22 protein-coding genes are annotated in these 19086 nt (G+C 37.2%); all 22 read right to left on the bottom strand.

From position 1 onward, the window contains the following. Positions 1 to 6: 6 nt before the first annotated feature. Positions 7 to 873 carry a MinD/ParA family protein gene (locus AC1FXP_RS07665; protein ID WP_480059986.1) on the bottom strand — a complete coding sequence of 289 codons (867 nt, stop codon included), beginning with the start codon at positions 871 to 873 and terminating at the stop codon, positions 7 to 9. Continuing rightward, on the bottom strand, positions 870 to 2021 hold the full coding sequence (gene flhF / locus AC1FXP_RS07660; RefSeq protein WP_480059984.1) for a flagellar biosynthesis GTPase FlhF: 1152 nt from the start codon (positions 2019 to 2021) through the stop codon (positions 870 to 872). Before flhF ends, AC1FXP_RS07665 begins: the two co-directional genes overlap by 4 nt. Then, complete coding sequence (gene flhA / locus AC1FXP_RS07655; protein ID WP_480059982.1) at positions 2018 to 4054, bottom strand: flagellar biosynthesis protein FlhA; 2037 nt, start codon at positions 4052 to 4054, stop codon at positions 2018 to 2020. The genes flhF and flhA overlap by 4 nt, the downstream gene beginning before the upstream one ends. A 28-nt stretch (positions 4055 to 4082) precedes the next feature. Next, entirely contained in the window at positions 4083 to 5177 is a 1095-nt protein-coding gene (gene flhB / locus AC1FXP_RS07650; RefSeq protein WP_480059980.1) for a flagellar biosynthesis protein FlhB, read from the bottom strand. A 1-nt stretch (position 5178) separates the two neighbouring features. Further along, positions 5179 to 5955 carry a flagellar biosynthetic protein FliR gene (fliR, locus tag AC1FXP_RS07645; protein ID WP_480059978.1) on the bottom strand — a complete coding sequence of 259 codons (777 nt, stop codon included), beginning with the start codon at positions 5953 to 5955 and terminating at the stop codon, positions 5179 to 5181. Continuing rightward, a complete protein-coding gene (gene fliQ / locus AC1FXP_RS07640; protein ID WP_480059976.1) occupies positions 5955 to 6224 on the bottom strand; it encodes a flagellar biosynthesis protein FliQ in 270 nt (89 codons plus the stop codon). The genes fliR and fliQ overlap by 1 nt, the downstream gene beginning before the upstream one ends. Before the next feature lie 11 nt (positions 6225 to 6235). Next, on the bottom strand, positions 6236 to 6940 hold the full coding sequence (gene fliP / locus AC1FXP_RS07635; protein ID WP_480059974.1) for a flagellar type III secretion system pore protein FliP: 705 nt from the start codon (positions 6938 to 6940) through the stop codon (positions 6236 to 6238). Beyond that, on the bottom strand, positions 6940 to 7650 hold the full coding sequence (gene fliO, locus AC1FXP_RS07630) for a flagellar biosynthetic protein FliO (protein ID WP_480059972.1): 711 nt from the start codon (positions 7648 to 7650) through the stop codon (positions 6940 to 6942). The genes fliP and fliO overlap by 1 nt, the downstream gene beginning before the upstream one ends. 36 nt (positions 7651 to 7686) lie before the next feature. Beyond that, positions 7687 to 8049, bottom strand: a complete 363-nt coding sequence (locus AC1FXP_RS07625) for a response regulator (RefSeq protein ID WP_480059970.1) — start codon at positions 8047 to 8049, stop codon at positions 7687 to 7689. Positions 8050 to 8060: 11 nt separating this feature from the next. Next, on the bottom strand, positions 8061 to 9281 hold the full coding sequence (gene fliY / locus AC1FXP_RS07620; RefSeq protein ID WP_480059968.1) for a flagellar motor switch phosphatase FliY: 1221 nt from the start codon (positions 9279 to 9281) through the stop codon (positions 8061 to 8063). After that, a complete protein-coding gene (gene fliM / locus AC1FXP_RS07615) occupies positions 9274 to 10266 on the bottom strand; it encodes a flagellar motor switch protein FliM (RefSeq protein ID WP_480059966.1) in 993 nt (330 codons plus the stop codon). The genes fliY and fliM overlap by 8 nt, the downstream gene beginning before the upstream one ends. A gap of 26 nt (positions 10267 to 10292) precedes the next feature. Then, the gene (fliL, locus tag AC1FXP_RS07610) at positions 10293 to 10724 is read right to left on the bottom strand and encodes a flagellar basal body-associated protein FliL (RefSeq protein ID WP_480059964.1); all 432 of its coding nucleotides are present in this window, start codon (positions 10722 to 10724) and stop codon (positions 10293 to 10295) included. After that, positions 10725 to 10937 (bottom strand): flagellar FlbD family protein, encoded by a 213-nt coding sequence (locus AC1FXP_RS07605; protein ID WP_480060248.1) that lies wholly within the window; start codon positions 10935 to 10937, stop codon positions 10725 to 10727. A gap of 64 nt (positions 10938 to 11001) precedes the next feature. Then, the gene (gene flgG / locus AC1FXP_RS07600; RefSeq protein WP_480059962.1) at positions 11002 to 11793 is read right to left on the bottom strand and encodes a flagellar basal body rod protein FlgG; all 792 of its coding nucleotides are present in this window, start codon (positions 11791 to 11793) and stop codon (positions 11002 to 11004) included. Between the two features lie 90 nt (positions 11794 to 11883). Continuing rightward, on the bottom strand, positions 11884 to 12261 hold the full coding sequence (locus AC1FXP_RS07595; protein ID WP_480059960.1) for a TIGR02530 family flagellar biosynthesis protein: 378 nt from the start codon (positions 12259 to 12261) through the stop codon (positions 11884 to 11886). A gap of 34 nt (positions 12262 to 12295) precedes the next feature. Then, positions 12296 to 12757, bottom strand: coding sequence for a flagellar hook assembly protein FlgD (gene flgD / locus AC1FXP_RS07590; RefSeq protein ID WP_480059958.1), 462 nt, complete (start codon positions 12755 to 12757; stop codon positions 12296 to 12298). 8 nt (positions 12758 to 12765) lie between these two features. Beyond that, positions 12766 to 14922 carry a flagellar hook-length control protein FliK gene (locus AC1FXP_RS07585; RefSeq protein WP_480059956.1) on the bottom strand — a complete coding sequence of 719 codons (2157 nt, stop codon included), beginning with the start codon at positions 14920 to 14922 and terminating at the stop codon, positions 12766 to 12768. A gap of 33 nt (positions 14923 to 14955) precedes the next feature. Beyond that, complete coding sequence (locus AC1FXP_RS07580) at positions 14956 to 15513, bottom strand: MotE family protein (protein WP_480059955.1); 558 nt, start codon at positions 15511 to 15513, stop codon at positions 14956 to 14958. Positions 15514 to 15523: 10 nt separating this feature from the next. Then, positions 15524 to 15961 carry a flagellar export protein FliJ gene (gene fliJ / locus AC1FXP_RS07575; protein ID WP_480059953.1) on the bottom strand — a complete coding sequence of 146 codons (438 nt, stop codon included), beginning with the start codon at positions 15959 to 15961 and terminating at the stop codon, positions 15524 to 15526. Continuing rightward, positions 15961 to 17280 carry a flagellar protein export ATPase FliI gene (gene fliI, locus AC1FXP_RS07570; protein ID WP_480059951.1) on the bottom strand — a complete coding sequence of 440 codons (1320 nt, stop codon included), beginning with the start codon at positions 17278 to 17280 and terminating at the stop codon, positions 15961 to 15963. The genes fliJ and fliI overlap by 1 nt, the downstream gene beginning before the upstream one ends. Continuing rightward, a complete protein-coding gene (gene fliH / locus AC1FXP_RS07565; RefSeq protein ID WP_480059949.1) occupies positions 17258 to 18076 on the bottom strand; it encodes a flagellar assembly protein FliH in 819 nt (272 codons plus the stop codon). The genes fliI and fliH overlap by 23 nt, the downstream gene beginning before the upstream one ends. Further along, positions 18069 to 19085, bottom strand: coding sequence for a flagellar motor switch protein FliG (gene fliG / locus AC1FXP_RS07560; protein ID WP_480059947.1), 1017 nt, complete (start codon positions 19083 to 19085; stop codon positions 18069 to 18071). The genes fliH and fliG overlap by 8 nt, the downstream gene beginning before the upstream one ends. Position 19086: the final 1 nt, after the last annotated feature.

Here is a 19086-nt window from a genome sequence, read left to right as displayed (position 1 = left end):
GAATTATTACTGTTCATACTTTATCATTCTTTTCATTTTAAAAAGAAACTGGTCAAACTTAGTTGGACTTTGCTTCGCCACACCTAAATAGCAAGAGGCTAGTCCATTTACAGCCACACTCGCTTTTGCCTGTTTATTCCATATCAAAAATGGCACTTGAGCTTTCACTGCTTTAGAAACATTGGTATCATCAGGAATAAATCCAAGAATGGAAATTTCTTTTTGGAGGAACTGTAAGGCCACATGCTTAAAGTTATTCAACGTCCGATTTCCTTCTGAATTAGAATCAGCACGATTAACTATTAAAAACAGAGGTTTCTCCTTCTCCTGTAAGTAAATATATTTAAGCATAGAGTAAGCATCCGTGATCGCTGGTGGCTCGGGAGTCGTGACAATAAAGACTTCATGAGCAGATAGAACAATTTCTAAACTTTCTTTTGTTGCACCCGCACCCATATCTAAGAAGATATAATCAAAGGCTTGACCAAGTTGTTCAATTTGTGAAAAGAAGCGTTGCCTCTTTTCCTCATTTAAGTTAGCAAATTTAGAAAACCCCGATCCTCCTGCAATATACGAAATACCAACTTTTGATTCCTCAATAATATCCCAAATTGATAGTTGGTTTTCAAGCATATCAAGAAGGTGGTAGCGAGGTGTAAGTCCCATTAAAATATCCAAATTTCCCATTCCAATATCTAAATCAATTATAGCTACTTTTTTATTAAGGTTTGATAAAGATATGGCAAAGTTCAAACACACATTTGACTTCCCGACTCCGCCTTTCCCACTTACAACAGCAATAACCTTTGCTTCTTTGTTGTTATCATTCATTTCAATTAGTCTTCTTAAACTTTCTGCTTGATCATTCATCATTTTTTGTTCACCTCAAGCACACAATCAAGTAAATACTGCCTCGTGGCTATAACAATATCATCAGGAACGTTTTGCCCCGTAGTCACATAGGCAACACCTTTTCCAAGGTCTATAGGAATATTTAACATAGCACCATACGTACTTGTTTCATCATGCTTTGTTAATATCACTTGTTCTATAGGGATCAGATGAAATTGTCCTATAATTTTTTTCATATCTTCATACTTTGATGTTAATGACAATACAAGGTACGTATCAGCATCCTGGTTGAAATCAATAATCTTTGATAATTCCTCTATATACAGTTCGTTACGAAAATTACGACCAGCAGAATCCACTAAAATAAGATCGTAATGCTTAAATAGCTCAATTGCTTTTTTAAAATCTTCAATCGAATAAGCAACTTCCAGTGGGATATTTAAAATTCTTGCATATGTTTTTAATTGCTCAACCGCAGCAATTCGGTACGTATCGGTCGTAATTAACGCTACTTTCTTTTGTTTTTTCAATACGGAATGAGCAGCAAGCTTAGCAATTGTTGTTGTTTTTCCTACTCCGGTAGGCCCAACTAAATTCAATATCTTCTTATTAAATGATATCCCTCCAATTGGAACATTTGCTAAGAGCGACTGTAAGTAATTAGAAAGTTCAATTTTTATTTCTTGTTGATTTTGTTTTGAAGTCGAATGATCATACCATTGTTTCAGTAGATGTTTCATAATCGATAATCGAATCGTCTCTGTTACACCTTGCACTCGTAATTGATCATCTATTTGTTGGAATGGCTCAGGATATTCTTTGTTACCTGATCTGTTATTATCATTCAATCCTTGAACGAGTTCCTTTAACTGATTAATCTCTTCTATTAACTTCTCTTGTGTTGGCTCTTCTCTTTGAGGAGGTACTGGAGAAACAACATCAGCTTGTCTACTTCTAGCCACATTATGATTAGTTTTTTGAATCGGTGCTCTAGAGGCTGTAGGATCAATGGCCGCAATAACTTCCATCTTTTTCGTTGTAAAAAATCCAAGAAAACCGCCTGTATCAATCTCTTTTGAATTTAAGATAACTGCATCATCCCCGAGCTCCGAACGTATGACCTTCATAGCTTCATGCATTGAATTTGCAGTATACTTTTTTACCTTCATTCTATGTTCACCACTCCTACACTTTGCACTTCAACGTTTGCTTCAAGTTCATTGTAAGATAGAATCGGAATATGAGGCAAATACCTCTCAAGCAGTTGTCTTACATACATCCTTACCGCAGGAGAACATAAAATTACTGCTTGTTGCCCCATTTGACTAAGGCGATCTGTTTCAGATGCGGCAGCTTCCAATATAGCTTGAGAAACGTTAGGATCCATCGAAATAAAATTACCATGCTCTGTTTGCTGTACAGAGTCTGCTACTTTTTTCTCAACTTGACCACTTAACGTTATGACATATAAAGGCTCACCAGGAGTTGTCACTTGCTTTGATATTTGACGCGAAAGCGATTGACGAACATACTCTGTAACTAAATCCATATCTTTTGTCATATGCCCATAATCGGCAAGCGTCTCAAATATAATTGGCAAATTCCTGATCGAAACATTTTCTTTCAAAAGGTTTGTTAACACCTTTTGGATTTCTCCAGTAGATAATGAATTTGGGGTCACTTCTTCAACAAGCGCCGGATACGTTTCTTTTAAGTGATCGACAAGTTGCTTTGTTTCTTGACGTCCTAGTAATTCATGAGCGTGGCGTTTAATCACCTCAGTTAAGTGTGTAGAAACAACAGATGGTGGATCGACAACTGTATAACCTGAGAGCTCCGCCTGCTCCTTCATTTCTTCTCCAATCCAAAGTGCAGGTAATCCAAAAGCTGGTTCAAACGTCTCAATTCCAATAATACTTTCATCATCAAACCCCGGGCTCATCGCCATATAGTGATCAAGTAATAGATCACCTTTTGCGACTTCATTGCCTTTAATCTTAATTGTATATTCATTTGGTTGAAGTTGAATATTATCACGAATTCTAATTACTGGTACAATCATTCCCAGTTCCAATGCCATTTGACGTCGTATCATGACAACTCGGTCTAATAAATCACCACCTTGACTAGCATCTGCAAGTGGAATCAAACCATAGCCAAACTCAAATTCGATCGGATCAATTTGCAACAAATTGACGACACTCTCAGGTGACTTCATTTCATCGGGTTCAATCTCATCCTCAACTTGCTCTTCTTCCATTTGTGCCATTTTTTCATTTTTGGAAAGAAAGTATCCACCAAGCACTAGCAATAAGGCAACTGGGAAAGTGAAAATAAGGCTAATAGGAGTAATAGCTCCTAACAAAAAGATTGTCCCCCCCGCAATATAAAGCATTTTTGGATATGCAAATATTTGCTTCGTAATATCATGACCTAAATTCCCTTCCGAAGCAGCTCGAGTAACAACTATGCCTGTAGCTGTTGAAATTAACAAGGCAGGAATTTGACTTACAAGTCCGTCTCCTACAGTTAATAACGTGTAAGTTCCCGCTGAAGTCGATAAATCCATCCCCATTTGAGTCATCCCAATGATAAGACCGAATAATAAGTTGATCATAACTATAACAATTCCAGCAATAGCATCTCCCTTAACAAATTTACTCGCACCATCCATGGATCCGTAAAAATCTGCTTCACGTTCAATTTTTTCACGGCGCTGTTTCGCTTCAATATCGGAAATCATCCCTGCATTTAAATCCGCGTCAATACTCATTTGTTTTCCTGGCATCGCATCTAATGTAAAACGAGCACCTACTTCCGATACACGTTCTGCACCTTTTGTAATGACTAGAAACTGAATCACAATTAAGATTAAGAAAACAACAAATCCTACTAGTGCATTACCACCAACTACAAAGTTCCCAAATGTATCTATTACATTTCCAGCATTAGCTTCTCCAAGAATGGAACGCGTTGTTGAAACATTTAAGCCCAATCGAAATAATGTAACGAGTAAAAGCAATGTAGGAAAAATAGAAAATTGTAACGGCTCTCGAGTATTCATTGCTACGAGAATGATAATAAGGGCAAGAGATATATTAATTATGATTAAAAAGTCCAACATCGCCGTAGGTAACGGAATGATGAGCATGATGACAATTAGAATAACACCAAGTAAAACTGAAAGATCTCTTGCTGCCACTAAACTTCTCCCCTAACGTGTACTATAACTAATTTATTTGTTTATCTTTCAAACGATAAACATATGCGAGCACTTCCGCTACTGCCTTGAACAAATCTTCTGGGACTTGATCCCCAATTTCAGCCTGATGATACAAAGCTCTAGCAAGTGGTCTATTTTCAACGGTTACGACTTCATGTTCAGCCGCAACACCTTTTATTTTCTGAGCCATAAAATCAACACCTTTTGCAACTACAAATGGTGCATCCGCTTTTTCTTCGTCATAACGTAGTGCGACGGCAAAATGCGTTGGATTCGTAATAACGACATCTGCTTTTGGTACTTCTTGCATCATCCTTTGCATTGCCATTTCCATTTGTTTCTGCTTGCGTTTTGATTTAATTCTAGGATCTCCCTCCATGTTTTTGTGCTCATCTTTTATATCTTTTTTCGACATTTTGATTTGTTTTTCATGATCATACTTTTGGTAGAGATAATCTGGAATGGAAAGGACGAGAAGGAGAAACGCTACTGATATACCTAATATTGCCGTTAATTGTGCAATGAAAGCATATCCATCCCCCACACTTTTTTGTGAAAGGACCATTACATTTTCCAAATTTACCCAAATAATGATAAATACGACCACACCGGCTAATGAAATCTTTAACAGGGATTTCATTAATTCGACAAGTGCACGAATAGAGAAAATTCGTTTCGCTCCTTTAATAGGATCGAGTTTCGACAGCTTCATCTTGATTGCTTCTGGGGCAAATAATACCCCAACTTGGATATAGCTCGCTGCCACTCCAGCAATTAATGCGATCATCATGATAGGGAGTAACACAATTGCAGACTCCATTACCAACTCCAAAAATAAAGCAGCAATGGTTGCTTCCGTCAATTCCAGAAGAAGATAAGTTTGAAAGGTGTGTTTCAATAAATTAAATAAGGTTTCACCAAGTAGCCCTCCAAACAACCATAAAAATAAAAAAACCAATAACAATATTATCGCTGTATTTACATCGGTGCTTTTTGCCACCTGACCTTTTTTACGAGTATCTTGTCTTTTTTTCGGGGTTGCTTTTTCCGTCTTCTCCTCAGCAAAATACTGAAGGTTTAGACGTATTTTAAAGTTATCCATTTCAAGCCCCCCCGAGTAATTGTAGCAGTGTACGCATTGCAATAAATGTTTGATCAAACAAACGCTGTAAAACCATAAAAAAAACACCCATAAATACAGTTAACAATAAAAGACCAACAATAATTTTTAACGGCATTCCGACTACAAAAACATTCATCTGTGGTACTGCTCTTGAGACCATTCCAAGTCCAACATCAACTAAAAAAAGCGACCCTACAATTGGAAAAGCCATTTGAAAGGCAATAATGAACATGGCATTAAAGGTTGTTGCCATATACTGAATGATATTTTCTTGCCCGAAAGGTAATGTCACCTGATCCATTGGTACAAATTGATAACTATAATAAATCCCATCTAACAACAAGTGATGACCATTAACAAGCAGTAAAAAAAGCAGGGCAAAAGTATATAAATAGCTCCCGGTAAGTGGTGTTTGTGCTCCTGTCTGCGGATCGACTACGTTAGCGATCATAAACCCCATACTATAATCGATGAATCCTCCTGCCACTTGAATGGCATATAAAAGAATTGCCGCTATTAACCCAACAAATAGTCCTACTAACACTTCTTTTATTAAAATTAAATAATACATTGCATCAATCACAATAATCGGTGATTCAAGTGTAAATACCATTATCCAAGCCAAAAATAGTGACGACCCTATCTTCATCGTATTTGGAATTGATCTATGAGAATAAATTGGCAACACAGCAAAAAAAGCAAGAACTCTCATAAAGACAAGCAAGAAGGCAGGTAGTACATTTATAAATTCAATCATTATCCAATGAACCTATGGAGATTGTTAAAAATTTGGTATGTGAAATTAGTAACATTAGATAACATCCATGGACCAAATAAGATTAATGCAGCAAAAACACCAACTATTTTGGGGATAAAGGCAAGTGTTTGCTCTTGGATTTGTGTCGTAGCCTGAAAAATACTTACTAGTAGTCCAATTCCAAGTGCAACAAGTAAGAGCGGTCCAGCAACAAGAAGAACTGTCCACACTCCATTTTCAGCCATACTTATAACGAATTCTGGACTCATAATCCACCACCTTAATTAAAGCTAAGAAGCAATGATTGGACTATTAAATACCAACCATCAACTAAGACAAACAATAAAATTTTAAATGGCAAAGCAATCATAACTGGTGGCAACATCATCATTCCCATAGACATCAACACACTCGCAACAATCATATCAATAACTAAAAACGGGATGAAAATTAGAAAACCAATTTGAAACGCAGTTTTCAGCTCACTAATAGCAAAAGCTGGTACTAATGCAGTAAGAGGGATATCATCAAGTGTTTCAGGCCTATCAAGACCTGCATAGCCCATAAATAGAGCTAGATCTTTTTCCCGCGTATGATTAGCCATGAATTCTTTCATAGGAAGTGATGCTAAATAAAGAGCTTCCTCTTGATCAATTTCTCCTTCAAAAAAAGGAGTCATTGCTGTTTCATTTACTTCAGCAAACACAGGAGCCATAATGAAAAAAGTAAGAAAAAGGGCAATTCCTATTAAAACTTGGTTCGGCGGCATTGATTGTGTCGCTAACCCTTGCCTGACAAACGATAATACAATCACAATTCTTGTAAAACTTGTCATTAAAATAAGAATAGAAGGCGCTAATGACAGAACCGTTAACAATAGTAATAGTTGAATAGTTGTGGCAACATTAGCCGGTTCATCCGTAATAAAATCTAAATCTAGTCCTGGGACTGTCGTGACAGCGGAAATAATTAAGGGCTCTAGCATTATTTGTCACGCTCCCTTACTGCATCATGTATTTTCTTCTGTGAGTTAGACACGTCTTTTAACTGGTTCTCCAATAAACTTTTAAAAGCATCGTGATTTGATTTAGATGTCTTGGTCGGTTGGTTATGTGTGTTTTTCTTAGGACTAATTTTAGAATTAACCCAATTAAATAGTTTTTGAATTGGCTGGTCGAAGTGCTCTAATTGTTCTTGTTGATGGTTTATAATCGATTCTACTTCGTTAACGTCCTCAATTTCTTTCAAAAGTTGAATAGAGTCACCTACACCCACTACTAAAACACGGTCTCCAATTTTAACTAATTGAACAGATTTGTTGGCACCAAGTGGAACGCCACCTATATTTTCAAGCATTCTGGACGAACGAAACGACTGTGACCGTTTGCTAAGAAACCTCAAAAGTACATAAATGAGAACAACAACAAGTACCAATGCGCTAATCATTTGCGCAAAAATTAAAACCGTATTTTGTTCGGGGATCATTTCCTGGTCCGGCTCTGTAGCAGGTTCGCTAACTGGTGTTTGAGGAGGAGCATTTTCTTCCCCGACTGGTTCCTCTGATGATCGATTTCCATTTAACGTTTCTGAAACTCTACGATTCTCATCAGTCGTCGTATTTGCTTCCACTTGATAGTGCGGGCCAAAAACAGAAAGAATCATAATTAGAGCTATAACTACTAACTTAATGCTCATATATATTGCAGCTCTCCCATCTCCTTTAACTCATTTTTAACCTAGTGTTTTGTTAATTGCCTCGATTACTCGATCAGCTTGAAAAGGCTTAACGATAAAATCTTTTGCTCCAGCTTGAATCGCATCGATTACCATTGCTTGCTGACCCATCGCTGAACACATAATAATTTTAGCACTTGGGTCAATGGTTCTGATTTTCTTTAATGCCGTTATTCCATCCATTTCCGGCATTGTGATATCCATTGTGACAAGATCTGGCGATAATTCCTTAAACTTTTCAATCGCTTGAAGTCCATCGTTTGCTTCACCGCCTACTTCAAACCCATTTTTTGACAATATATCTTTAATCATCATTCGCATAAATGCCGCATCATCGACAATTAATACTTTTGCTAACATTGAACATTCCCCTATGTTAAATTTCGAATTCGATCTTCTTGGCTTACAATATCAGTAACTCTCACTCCAAAATTTTCATCAATTACAACGACTTCACCTTTAGCAATCAATTTCTGATTAACAAGAATATCTACTGGTTCCCCTGCTAATTTGTCAAGTTCGATAATGGATCCTTGTGTAAACTCTAGAATTTCCTTGATTGAGCGTTTCGTTCTACCTAGCTCAACTGTTACCTGAAGTGGAATATCTAACAACATATTTAGATTATTTGATTCACTTGGTGACAGTTGCGGGGGTTCAAATGTTGAAAATGCTGCTTGTTGAACATCGACTTCACGCTCATGATAACCACCAAGGTGCTGTTGACCTCTTTGTTCATAAGGAGCTTGTTTAGTTTTGTGGCTTTGAGTCTCTTGCTCCCTTTCCACTTCCTGCCTAGATACTGACTGCTGCTTTTCTTCTATCAGGTCTTCTTGTTCTACTGGATTCTCAGGAATAATTGGCTCTGCAACAGGAATCCCCGTGTCATCCGTTACAGGACCGCCTGGATTCATTAATTCATCCACTAAGCTTTTAGCAAATGGAATAGTAACCAATTGCATAATATTTGAATCAATAAGATCTCCTACTTTTAATCGAAAAGAAGTTTTCACAAGAATTTCTTCTTTCGGGACAATTGAAGTTCCCTTGTCCTCTTTTACATCGAGTAAATCGATCCCAGGAGGAGAAATATCTACTCTTTTATTAAAGATCGTTGACATGGAAGTAGAAGCAGATCCCATCATCTGATTCATTGCTTCTTGAACGGCACTGACATGCATATCTGCTAATTCTAATGATGGTTCAGTCCCATCACCACCAAGCATTAAATCAGCAATAATGGCTGCATCTCGTGTTTTAATTACTAATAAGTTGAACCCTTGAAATCCTTCCGTATATTCAACATGGACAGCAACATGAGGTTGAGGGAATTCTTCCTCTAACTGTACTCTTGAAATAATAGAAAGCTTTGGTGTTGTAATATCAACCTTTTGATTTAACAATGTTGATAAAGCTGTTGCTGAGCTTCCGAAAGATATATTTCCAATTTCCCCCAGGGCATCCTTTTCAATTTCCGATAAGTAGTCAGATAAATTTAATTGATCTTTTTCTTTAGGCTTTTCTTCGAAATCACTAGTCACTCCTTTAAGGAGTTCATTAATCTCATCTTGGGAAAGCATATCATCATTCATTTACTTCTGCCTCCTCAATTAATTCTGTCACTTGGACAGCAATTTGGTTCTTTGTTTTCCCAGGTTGTGCTAAATATTTTCTTTCCCCACCTACTGTTACAGATAGCGGCTGACTGATTAATTGGTCCAATTCAATGACATCTCCAACTCCAAGATGTAAAAATTCTTGTATCGATATCTCGGAACGTCCAAGCTCCACTTGAATGAGCAATGGAGCCTTTTGAATATTTCTCTCAATCCTTTGGATTTCACCAGGTTGCCTTTGCTTCTTCTTCTCTTGCATCCAATAATGAACCGAAAGCTTTGGTAATATTTCCTCTAGTACGACATGTGGCAAACAAATATTTATCATCCCCGACGTTTCTGCAATTGTTGTTGACAGTGAAATGACAACAACTGTTTCATTTGGAGAAACCATTTGTAGAAACTGAGGGTTGACTTCAATATCTTCCATAACTGGGTCGAGTTCAAGAACAGAACTCCATGCTTCTTGAAAACTATCTAACGTTCGTTGAAAAAGCTGAGACATAATTCTCGTCTCAATTTCAGTAAGGTTATCTATTTTATTAACACTAACGCCTTTTCCTCCCAATAGACGATCTAGCATGGCATAAGCGATATTTGGATTAATTTCCATTAGAAGTCTTCCATCTAACGGATAAGGCTCAAACACATTTAAAATGGTCATCTTTGGAATAGATCTAATAAATTCTTCATACGGAAGTTGATCTACTGATGCAACCGAAATCTGGACATACGTCCGTAATTGTGCAGAAAAATAAGTGGTTAAAAGCCGAGCAAAATTCTCATGTATTCGTGATAAACTCCGAATTTGATCCTTCGAGAAGCGCAGTGCTCGTTTAAAATCATATACTTTAACTTTTGATTCATTTTCTTCTTTTTTTAGTTCGTCAGCATTCATTTCTCCAGTAGAAAGTGCTGATAACAGGGCATCTATTTCACCCTGTGATAAAACGTCAGCCAAGACCCTCACCTCTTAATCTAAAACCTCTATTGGATTACCCAAGTTGTGGTGTAAACTTGAATAACCTCTCCTTCTTGCATTAACTCATTTATCTGTACTCTTATGTCATCTTCAAACGTTTCGATGCCTTGGGGACCAGCTAAATCAGATGCTTTTTTCCCTGAAAGAGCCCGTAAAATAATATTATTCACTTGAAAATCTCGTTTTTGTACTTCTGTTAATGCAGACCTGCTATCAACGTGTATTCGAAAAGATGCCCGAACATAATCATTGGATAGGAGGTTTGTTGTAATATCCTTCGTTTCAAATGACTGAGCAATGATTTCATCAATCGTTGGTTCAGCGTTTGGGTCTGGTTCATGTAAATAATGATTAACAAGCACAAATGCCACCACGCCTACTAATGTAAAAGCTGTTAATATGATAAGCATGATGTTTACAAGCTTACTTTTAAACAATCAAGACCCCTCCGTACCTTTATAAATTCCTATTAGTCCTATTTGAGTAAACCTTGCGTTTATTAATTTTTGAACCTCTTCCATGCTATTGCGTATGACAATTTTCTTCCCGCTTAGCAAAGTAATTGTTGTATCCGGAAAAGCTTCAATTTGTTCAATTAACAAGGCATTAAGTAAAAACGGTTGACCATTTAAACGAATAAGTTCAATCATAGACAAATGAATGGGCTAGATTCGGCCTAGCCCAATCCTCCTAAGAATAATTATAGTTAATAGATTATCGTTTTAAGTTTACAAGCTCTTGCAAGATTTCATCAGAAGTTGTAATTATACGAGTATTTGCTTGGAATGCACGTTGTCCGACAATCATTTCAGTGAATTCTTCTGAAAGGTCAACGTTTGACATTTCAAGAGTTCCTGCAATTAACGTACCGGTTCCGTCTAATCCCGGTGTCGTTACTAAAGGGACTCCAGAGTTGGCAGACACTTGATACAGGTTACTCCCTTCCTTTTGTAACCCTTCTGGATTGGTAAAAAAGCCAAGAGAGATCGTAGCTACTGTGTTTAATACGCCTTGATCATCAATAACATTTACGTTACCAGTTTGACTGATACTAAAACTTTGAGAGTTAGCAGGAATATTAATTATCCCGTCCCCATCATCAAGTAAATAAAGTCCATCAGAATTCACAATGTTTCCTTGCTCATCTAAATAAAAGTTCCCAGCTCTGCTGTAAAACGTGTTCGCACCTTCACCTAATCTAAAATATCCATCGCCAGATATACCTAAGTCTAGTTCACGGTTTGTATTTTGCAAACTTCCTTGCGTGTGGATCGTATCAATAGTAGCTAGCTGTGAACCTAATCCAACTTGTCTTGGGTTCGTACCACCAAGACCAGCTCCTGGGCCTGAAGCACCGGCAATTTGTTGACTAACCATATCTTTAAATGTCGTACGCCCCTTTTTAAAACCAAACGTATTGACATTGGCAATGTTATTCCCGATTGTATCTAGCTTCGTTTGCATATTTCTCATTCCAGAAATCCCTGAGTACATTGAACGTAACATATTAATTTCCTCCTCTTAATGACTGCTTCTATCAGTCCACAGTCATAAGACCTCCCTGCACGGGTCCAGTCTTTTTATATAGTAGTATTTTTAATCAATAATGATTGTCCCATTAATATTTGTAAATATTTGAGACTGTGCTTCATCCCGATTCATAACTGTAATCACAGTATCATTTTTTGCACTAACAACAAGTGCCGCATGATCAGTAATAACAAGTGAATCAGTTACTCCCTTTTGTTTCGCTTCCATGACCTTTTCTTGGATAGTCAACCATTTGTCTTGTGAGAATTCGATTCCTCGCACATCCATACGCTGTTGGGCGTGCTTACTTACCTTTAGATCATTTGGTCTAATCAGCTCATGTTTTAATAACTTATGAAATTGGTTTGTTTGTGGTTGGTTGACCTTCTTACGAGTAGGCTTTGGAAGTGTATGCAACGAGTGAGTATAAATCCTAGGATCCATTACGTCACACTCCTAAATAACCAATTATTTATTATTACTTTTGCTCCTCCAATACACTTACTTGAACAAGTTGCTCATTGCTAATCCAACGACCATCGTCAAGTTGTACTCGGAGCTTTCCGTCGCTTTCAAGCTTGACCGATTTTACGATGTTATCTGCATATTCGGTTCTTGAACGGTATTGATCTAAATCCGCTTCACGTTTCCATTGAACTTTTTTACCAATTAGCTCACTATGTTGGACTAAGTTTTGACTTGTTTGCATCGTGACAAACTTCTGCATCGCTTGGTTCATATTTGTCATTTGCTCTAACGAAGAAAATTGAGCCATTTGCGCAATAAACTCACGATCATCCATCGGATTAGACGGATCCTGATTTTGAAGCTGTGTAATCAGAATCTTCAAGAAATCATCTTTCCCTAAAATACCTTGACCTGTTTGTTGTATTTGTTTCGTTTGATTGTTTAACATTAATCCTTCATGGATACTTGTCATATGATCACCTATATCTGTTCATTAATAGTAACTTCATTAAGGATGGTTTGGAATGAACCAAGTTCTCCTTCCTCGCGTTCATCGCTCCGTTCTTCCTCGGCATCATGATCTTTAGAAGAATCTCCTTCATGGTGTTGTCCAATAGGTTCTTCGCTTACTTCAACCCGATCAACTTGTATCTGTTGTTGAACAAATGCTTGACGTAATTGCGATAATTGACTTTCAACTAGATCTCTTGTTATAGAAGATCCAGTAATAATACGTGCTGTAATGATCCCCTCTTGCTGAGTAAGTTGAATATTTAACCGCCCTAAATGTTCAGGATATATTTTAATCGATAACGTATGAATTCCTTGCGGTGTTTGGGTAAACGTTCCACGTTTTATAATAGACTGAAGTTGTCTTAAAAATTGTTGTTGCTGCAATTCTTTTGGAAGTCGATCCCCGATATAAATTTGTAATGGTTCAGACTTTGACGGACGCTCTGCAACAGCCTGATTGTAAATTGTTTCTAATCCTGTTATTGAAGGATCTTTTACAATAGATTCCTTTGATTCAACAGTTTGACCTATATTCATCCGATTAAGGTTCATCGCGTTTTCATTTAATAAACCATTACTTTGAGTAGAAGCTTTAAAATTATTTCCCTCTAGCTTTTGATGTTCATCTTGGATTACTGTAAACAACGTTAAGAAGGTTGCTATTTTTGATTGCGTATCACTTGTTTTTTCAAAAGCTAAACTCATGATTTGATCAATACCTTCATTTGAGATCAGATGTGTTGGAAACGTTCGTCTAATAGCATCCTGCACTGTTTCAATGCCTTCAAAATACACCGAGGCAAGAAACATCAGTTGTTTTTCAGCAGGCCAGCTCGCAACTAAGGAAAGGTCACTTTCCGTAGGTTGTAACCATAAAGTTTTAAACTCCTCTTTCCATTCAAATGGTAAATGCTCCATTTTAGTTAAGCTCGTTTTTAGCTCATGTTCAGTGTTGGAATCATCTGATTTAGCTATAGAGATCACTTCGTTAATTAGCGAAAAGAATAGACTATTTTCTTTTGTAACAGTTTTCAAACCATCCTTTTGCTTGGAAAGCTGCTGTGAAGACTCTACTTGCTTATTCGTTTCATTGATTACCAATGTATCTGTTGCACCTTGATTTATAGCTTCAATTGTTAATGCAAGAAATACTAGTTGTTGCGCTTCAGGCCAATTCCCTGCTAAATGAGAAGCGCTTTTCTTAGGCTCTGACCAAGCAGCGAGAAAATCATCACGCCATCCCATAGGAAGTTGCTCTATCTTCTCTTGAAAATGAGCTGCCACGGTCACCTTACTAGAGCTATCGATTACAGTCAGTTCAGATATTGCTTTATCAATCCGAGATAAAAGAGTATCTGCTTCAACCAGCTGACTTCCTAAATGCTTGAATGTACTTTGAGAAAAATTCAGGCGTGAGAAAGAACTAGTTTCACGAAAAAAAACTTTGTTATTCATTTTGTTTTGAAACACATCACTTTTTTCCTCATTTCTTTTACTTTCTAGAAATGCGTTAACGATCGCTTGCTCTACATGCTGCTCAATCACTTCAAAAGTACATTCTAAATCAAACTCTTGTTCAATAATTGATAAGAGTTTGGAGTGATACATTTGATTATATGAGCTATAACTCTCAGAACTTTTTTCTTCATTCAAAAATAGCAAAGATGCTTGTAAATCTAATTCTCGGTTTATATTTTCAATGACATGCAAAGGAACCTTTTTAGAAATTTCTTCCTTAGTGTGTGTATCAACTGAAGTATGAGAAATCGCTAAAAATGCCAACTTTTTCCCTTTAGGCCAATCGTCAATAAACAACATTGGATCAGCTACCGTTTGATCCCAAGCTGAAATGAAATCTTCTTGCCACCCTTTTGGCAAATGGCCTACTTTAGCCTCGATCACTGTATCTTTCTTCACAACTACATCTAGCACGTCTGTCAAAAAATCAAAAGTTCTCGGATCCTCTTTGTCCTCTTTCGGTTGATCATTGGATTTCGTTAATTCTCCTAACAAGTGAGAAAACATCAACTTTCCATCTTTATCCAACAATTCTTTTTTTTCAGAAACATGACAAGTAAAAGGCGCTGAAGTCATTAAATGCGTATTTACTAGCATGGCGTTCATTTTATTTCACCTCCTTTCAAAGGTATGGAACCATTACTCGTTCGCAAATCTACTCATTAATTCTGCTGCGAATTCACTTTCCATTTTAGAAAGAATTCCAGCTCTTGCATCAACCGATACTTGTGATAAATGCAAAAGTGCTTCCTCAGCTGGTAGTTCCGAAATAATGGAGGCTGCATTTTTTGAAGACATTGATTCATATATTTTTGCTATATCTTTTAAATCTTGCTTTACTTCATACTGTAATTCCGCTTCTAGTTCATTTTGTTCCTCTAATTGTTTCATTTCATTTTCTAATACTTTAATTGTTTCTTCACTTTGCTCAATGATTTGCTGTAAACGGACAATTTCAGCGTCCTGCTCGGTGATGCGTTGCTCTAACAAACTAACATCCTCTTGTTCTAGCTCTTCTCCCTCTTCAACCATTGAAGAAAGTACAGGAACATTAGCTGCTATTTGCTTCGTTTTATCTACAACATCAACTCCTAGAAAGGAGAGAATGACAATAAATAAAATGATTGCAAACAGAGCAGGTATACAAATCAGAAAAAACCACTGAAATTTGCTATATGATTTTTCGTTTGCACTCATGGTTTCACCTTTAACGTTTTGCAAATAATTGAACCGATAACTCGTCCATTTGCATGAGATCTTTACGTTTCTCTTCTTGTTTATACTGTTCTTGTTTCAATTGTTTCATTTTTTCATACTTTTTCATTTCTATTGTTTTCGCAACTAGATCCTTCTCTTTGACAACCATTTTTTCCCTAGCTAATTGGGTATCATGCTGCTTAACCATAATTTCTTGCTGTAAACGCATAATTTGATTTTGATTTTGCTGCAATTCATAAATAGACGTTCCAGTTGAGATCTGATTTCTCACCCGCTCCTCCAAACCTTCCTTGCTTTTAAGTAACTCATACAATTGTGTTGCAACCTTCTCAAAATGATCAATCGCTTCTTGGTATTCAGCTTGTACTTTGTTTTTCTCTCTTTCCCTAACTTGCATTACTTTTTGAAGGGTGAATTGGAATGACATTAGTAATGCCCGCCTTTCGCAAATTCTTCAATTAATCGTTCGACTGTTTGGTCAATACCTGTTATTTCCGTGGTAGACTGCTTTAAAAAATTTATAATTTTTGGATACATCGTAATGGCTTGATCAATGTCTTTAGATGCCCCCCGTTTATAAGCTCCTATATTGATTAAGTCTTCATTATCATCATAAGTAGATAAATAGGAACGGACTTGATCTGCAGTTGTTTTATGAAGGTCATCTACAACATCAGACATGACACGACTTACACTTTTTAAGACGTTAATCGCAGGAAACTGTCCTTTATTTGCTAATTTTCGATCAAGAACTAAATGTCCATCTAATATTCCTCTTACCGCATCAGCTATTGGTTCGTTCATATCATCGCCATCAACTAAAACAGTATAAAACGCTGTAATACTTCCCCTTACGTCCGTTCCCGAGCGCTCTAATAATTTGGGAAGCATCGCAAAAACAGATGGGGTATATCCTTTTGAAGTAGGAGGCTCACCGATAGCTAAGCCGATTTCACGTTGAGCCATCGCAAATCTGGTAACAGAATCCATCATAAGATTAACGTGAAGACCTTGATTTCTAAAATACTCAGCCACAGCTGTAGCTGTCATCGCACCTTTTATTCGCATTAATGCAGGCTGATCAGATGTAGCTACGACTATTACAGATTTGTGCAACCCTTCTTCTCCAAGATCTCGCTCAATAAAATCTTTTACTTCCCTTCCACGTTCCCCAATTAATGCAATAACATTGACGTCTGCTGCCGAATTTTTGGCAAGCATTGATAATAGGGTACTTTTCCCAACACCACTTCCTGCAAATATACCAATTCTTTGCCCTTTTCCGACTGTAAATAAAGAATCGATAGCACGGATACCAAGAGACATCTTTTCATGAATCCTTGGTCGAGATAAGGGATTAGGAGGTTCATTATCAGTGGGGAACGAAGTAAGTCCTTTTGGCAGACTAGCTTTTGACATTAACTCTCCGCACCCATCGATGACACTTCCAATTAACCCTGCTCCAACTTTAATTTCTAATGGCTTTCCTGTAGCCTCCACCAAGCTGCCTGGAGAAATATCCATCGTGCCGTTTAACGGCATTAGCAAAACGTTTTCATCTCGAAAACCTACAACCTCTGCCTTCACTTTTGTCTGTAATTTACCTACAATAATGTAACAAAGATCTCCAATAGAAGCTTGCGGACCTTTCGATTCAATCGTTAATCCAACAACTCTTGTAACTTTCCCGTACCATTTATACGGAGTGAGGGAAGGGACAATGTTAATCAGTTCCTCTGCGTTCATCGTCGCCCTCCTTAAGTTTTTCTAATAATTGGAGTTTCAGTTCGCTAAGTTGCTTGTCCACCGTTGCATCAATCCGACCATATTTCGATTCAATAACACAGCCATTTTTCATTAACCCTGCATCAGGATAAATAAACAATCTTTCAGTATGGCTAAGCAATTGTTCGAGTTCTTCTTTTTGTTGGTTCGTCCTCTCAAACCAATTTGGATGAACATAAATTCTAACGTTTTCGTGTTCTCTTACCTCTGTCATTACTTGAGTAAGTAAATCAGCCCACATGTCCGGATCCTCAGTTAACTTTTGATTAACCATTCGCTGAGTTAATGCTGTAGCAAGTTCAACAATCACAGGTTGAGCTGATTCAATCGTTCTCTCATACTCATGTTCGGAATGATTGATTACATTATGGGCTTGTTCAATTAAATTTGAATATGAGGATAATCCTTCTGCTTGCCCTTTTGCATAACCGTCTTGGTAGCCTTGCTCTTGGGCAGCTTGTTTTAGCTGCTCTATTTCAATAACTGCTTGTTCTTGCTCCATCTTAATACTCTCTTGAATCTTTTTTGCTTGATTTTCAGCTTCTAACACGACCTGACGAGCTTTTTCTTCCGCCTTTTGTATATCTAAATGCACTTGCTTAAGAGCTTCTTCCGCTTCTTCAATCTTGTTTACAGGCTCTGAGCTGTTTACTGTGTCATATTTTTGAAACTGGCCTTCTTCAAAAAGGTTACGTATCATTATCTTTTTCGATTCAATGTAAGTAGAGTTATTTTGTGACTTAATAATTTTAGACAATAATATCGTCTCCTCCGCCACGAGCAATCACAATCTCACCAGCTTCTTCTAAACGACGGATAATCGCGACAATTCGAGATTGTGCTTCTTCCACATCACGTAATCGGACAGGTCCCATAAATTCCATCTCATCTTTAAAAGTGTCTGCCATCCGTTGAGACATATTACTAAAGACAATATCTTTTACTTCCTCACTTGCTACTTTTAATGACAATTGTAAATCTTCATTTTCAACATCTCGAATAACACGTTGAATCGAACGGTTATCAAGTGTAACGATGTCCTCAAAGACAAACATTCGTTTCTTAATTTCTTCAGCTAGTTCTGGATCTTGAATTTCTAGAGCCTCAAGGATCGTACGCTCCGTACTTCGATCAACACTATTTAGTACTTCAACAACAGCCTCTATTCCACCAGCATCTGTATAATCTTGTGTAACAGTAGATGATAATTTTTGTTCAAGAATCGACTCTACTTCATTAACTATTTCAGGGGAAGTACTATCCATTAAAGCAATTCGTTTAGCAACATCAGCTTGAACCTCTTGTGGTAATTCTGACAATATTTGTCCAGCTTGTACCGATTCTAAGTAAGACAAAATTAAAGCAATTGTCTGAGGATGTTCATTTTGGATAAAATTTAAAATTTGTGACGGGTCTGCTTTCCGGGCGAAATCAAATGGACGTACTTGCAACGTTGATGTTAACCGATTAATAACATCCATTGCATTCTCTTCTCCTAACGCTTTTTCTAAAATGCTTTTAGCATACCCGATTCCACCTTGAGCAATATAATCCTGTGCCAAAACTAATGAATGAAATTGCTCAAGAATTTCTTCTTTCATTCCACTGTCTACTTTTCGAACATTGGCAATTTCGAGTGTTAGTTGTTCTATTTCTTCTTCTGATAAATGCTTATACACTTGTGCAGATACATCGGGTCCCAGAGATATAAGGAGGATTGCTGCCTTTTGTTTACCTGTTAACCCTTTATTTGTTGAACCGACCACC

The sequence above is a fragment of the Halalkalibacter sp. HAAS-P013 genome (assembly GCF_056619925.1).
Note: the sequence above shows the minus strand (reverse complement) of the source record. Positions and strands in the feature narration are given on the sequence as shown.

Coding starts and splice junctions, on each gene's coding strand:
- AC1FXP_RS07665 (WP_480059986.1), bottom strand. CDS start 873: ATGATGAATGATCAAGCAGAAAGTTTAAGAAGACTAATTGAAATGAAT.
- flhF (WP_480059984.1), bottom strand. CDS start 2,021: ATGAAGGTAAAAAAGTATACTGCAAATTCAATGCATGAAGCTATGAAG.
- flhB (WP_480059980.1), bottom strand. CDS start 5,177: ATGGATAACTTTAAAATACGTCTAAACCTTCAGTATTTTGCTGAGGAG.
- fliR (WP_480059978.1), bottom strand. CDS start 5,955: ATGATTGAATTTATAAATGTACTACCTGCCTTCTTGCTTGTCTTTATG.
- fliQ (WP_480059976.1), bottom strand. CDS start 6,224: ATGAGTCCAGAATTCGTTATAAGTATGGCTGAAAATGGAGTGTGGACA.
- fliP (WP_480059974.1), bottom strand. CDS start 6,940: ATGCTAGAGCCCTTAATTATTTCCGCTGTCACGACAGTCCCAGGACTA.
- fliO (WP_480059972.1), bottom strand. CDS start 7,650: ATGAGCATTAAGTTAGTAGTTATAGCTCTAATTATGATTCTTTCTGTT.
- AC1FXP_RS07625 (WP_480059970.1), bottom strand. CDS start 8,049: ATGTTAGCAAAAGTATTAATTGTCGATGATGCGGCATTTATGCGAATG.
- fliY (WP_480059968.1), bottom strand. CDS start 9,281: ATGAATGATGATATGCTTTCCCAAGATGAGATTAATGAACTCCTTAAA.
- AC1FXP_RS07605 (WP_480060248.1), bottom strand. CDS start 10,937: ATGATTGAACTTATTCGTTTAAATGGTCAACCGTTTTTACTTAATGCC.
- flgG (WP_480059962.1), bottom strand. CDS start 11,793: ATGTTACGTTCAATGTACTCAGGGATTTCTGGAATGAGAAATATGCAA.
- AC1FXP_RS07595 (WP_480059960.1), bottom strand. CDS start 12,261: ATGGATCCTAGGATTTATACTCACTCGTTGCATACACTTCCAAAGCCT.
- flgD (WP_480059958.1), bottom strand. CDS start 12,757: ATGACAAGTATCCATGAAGGATTAATGTTAAACAATCAAACGAAACAA.
- AC1FXP_RS07585 (WP_480059956.1), bottom strand. CDS start 14,922: ATGAACGCCATGCTAGTAAATACGCATTTAATGACTTCAGCGCCTTTT.
- AC1FXP_RS07580 (WP_480059955.1), bottom strand. CDS start 15,513: ATGAGTGCAAACGAAAAATCATATAGCAAATTTCAGTGGTTTTTTCTG.
- fliJ (WP_480059953.1), bottom strand. CDS start 15,961: ATGTCATTCCAATTCACCCTTCAAAAAGTAATGCAAGTTAGGGAAAGA.
- fliI (WP_480059951.1), bottom strand. CDS start 17,280: ATGAACGCAGAGGAACTGATTAACATTGTCCCTTCCCTCACTCCGTAT.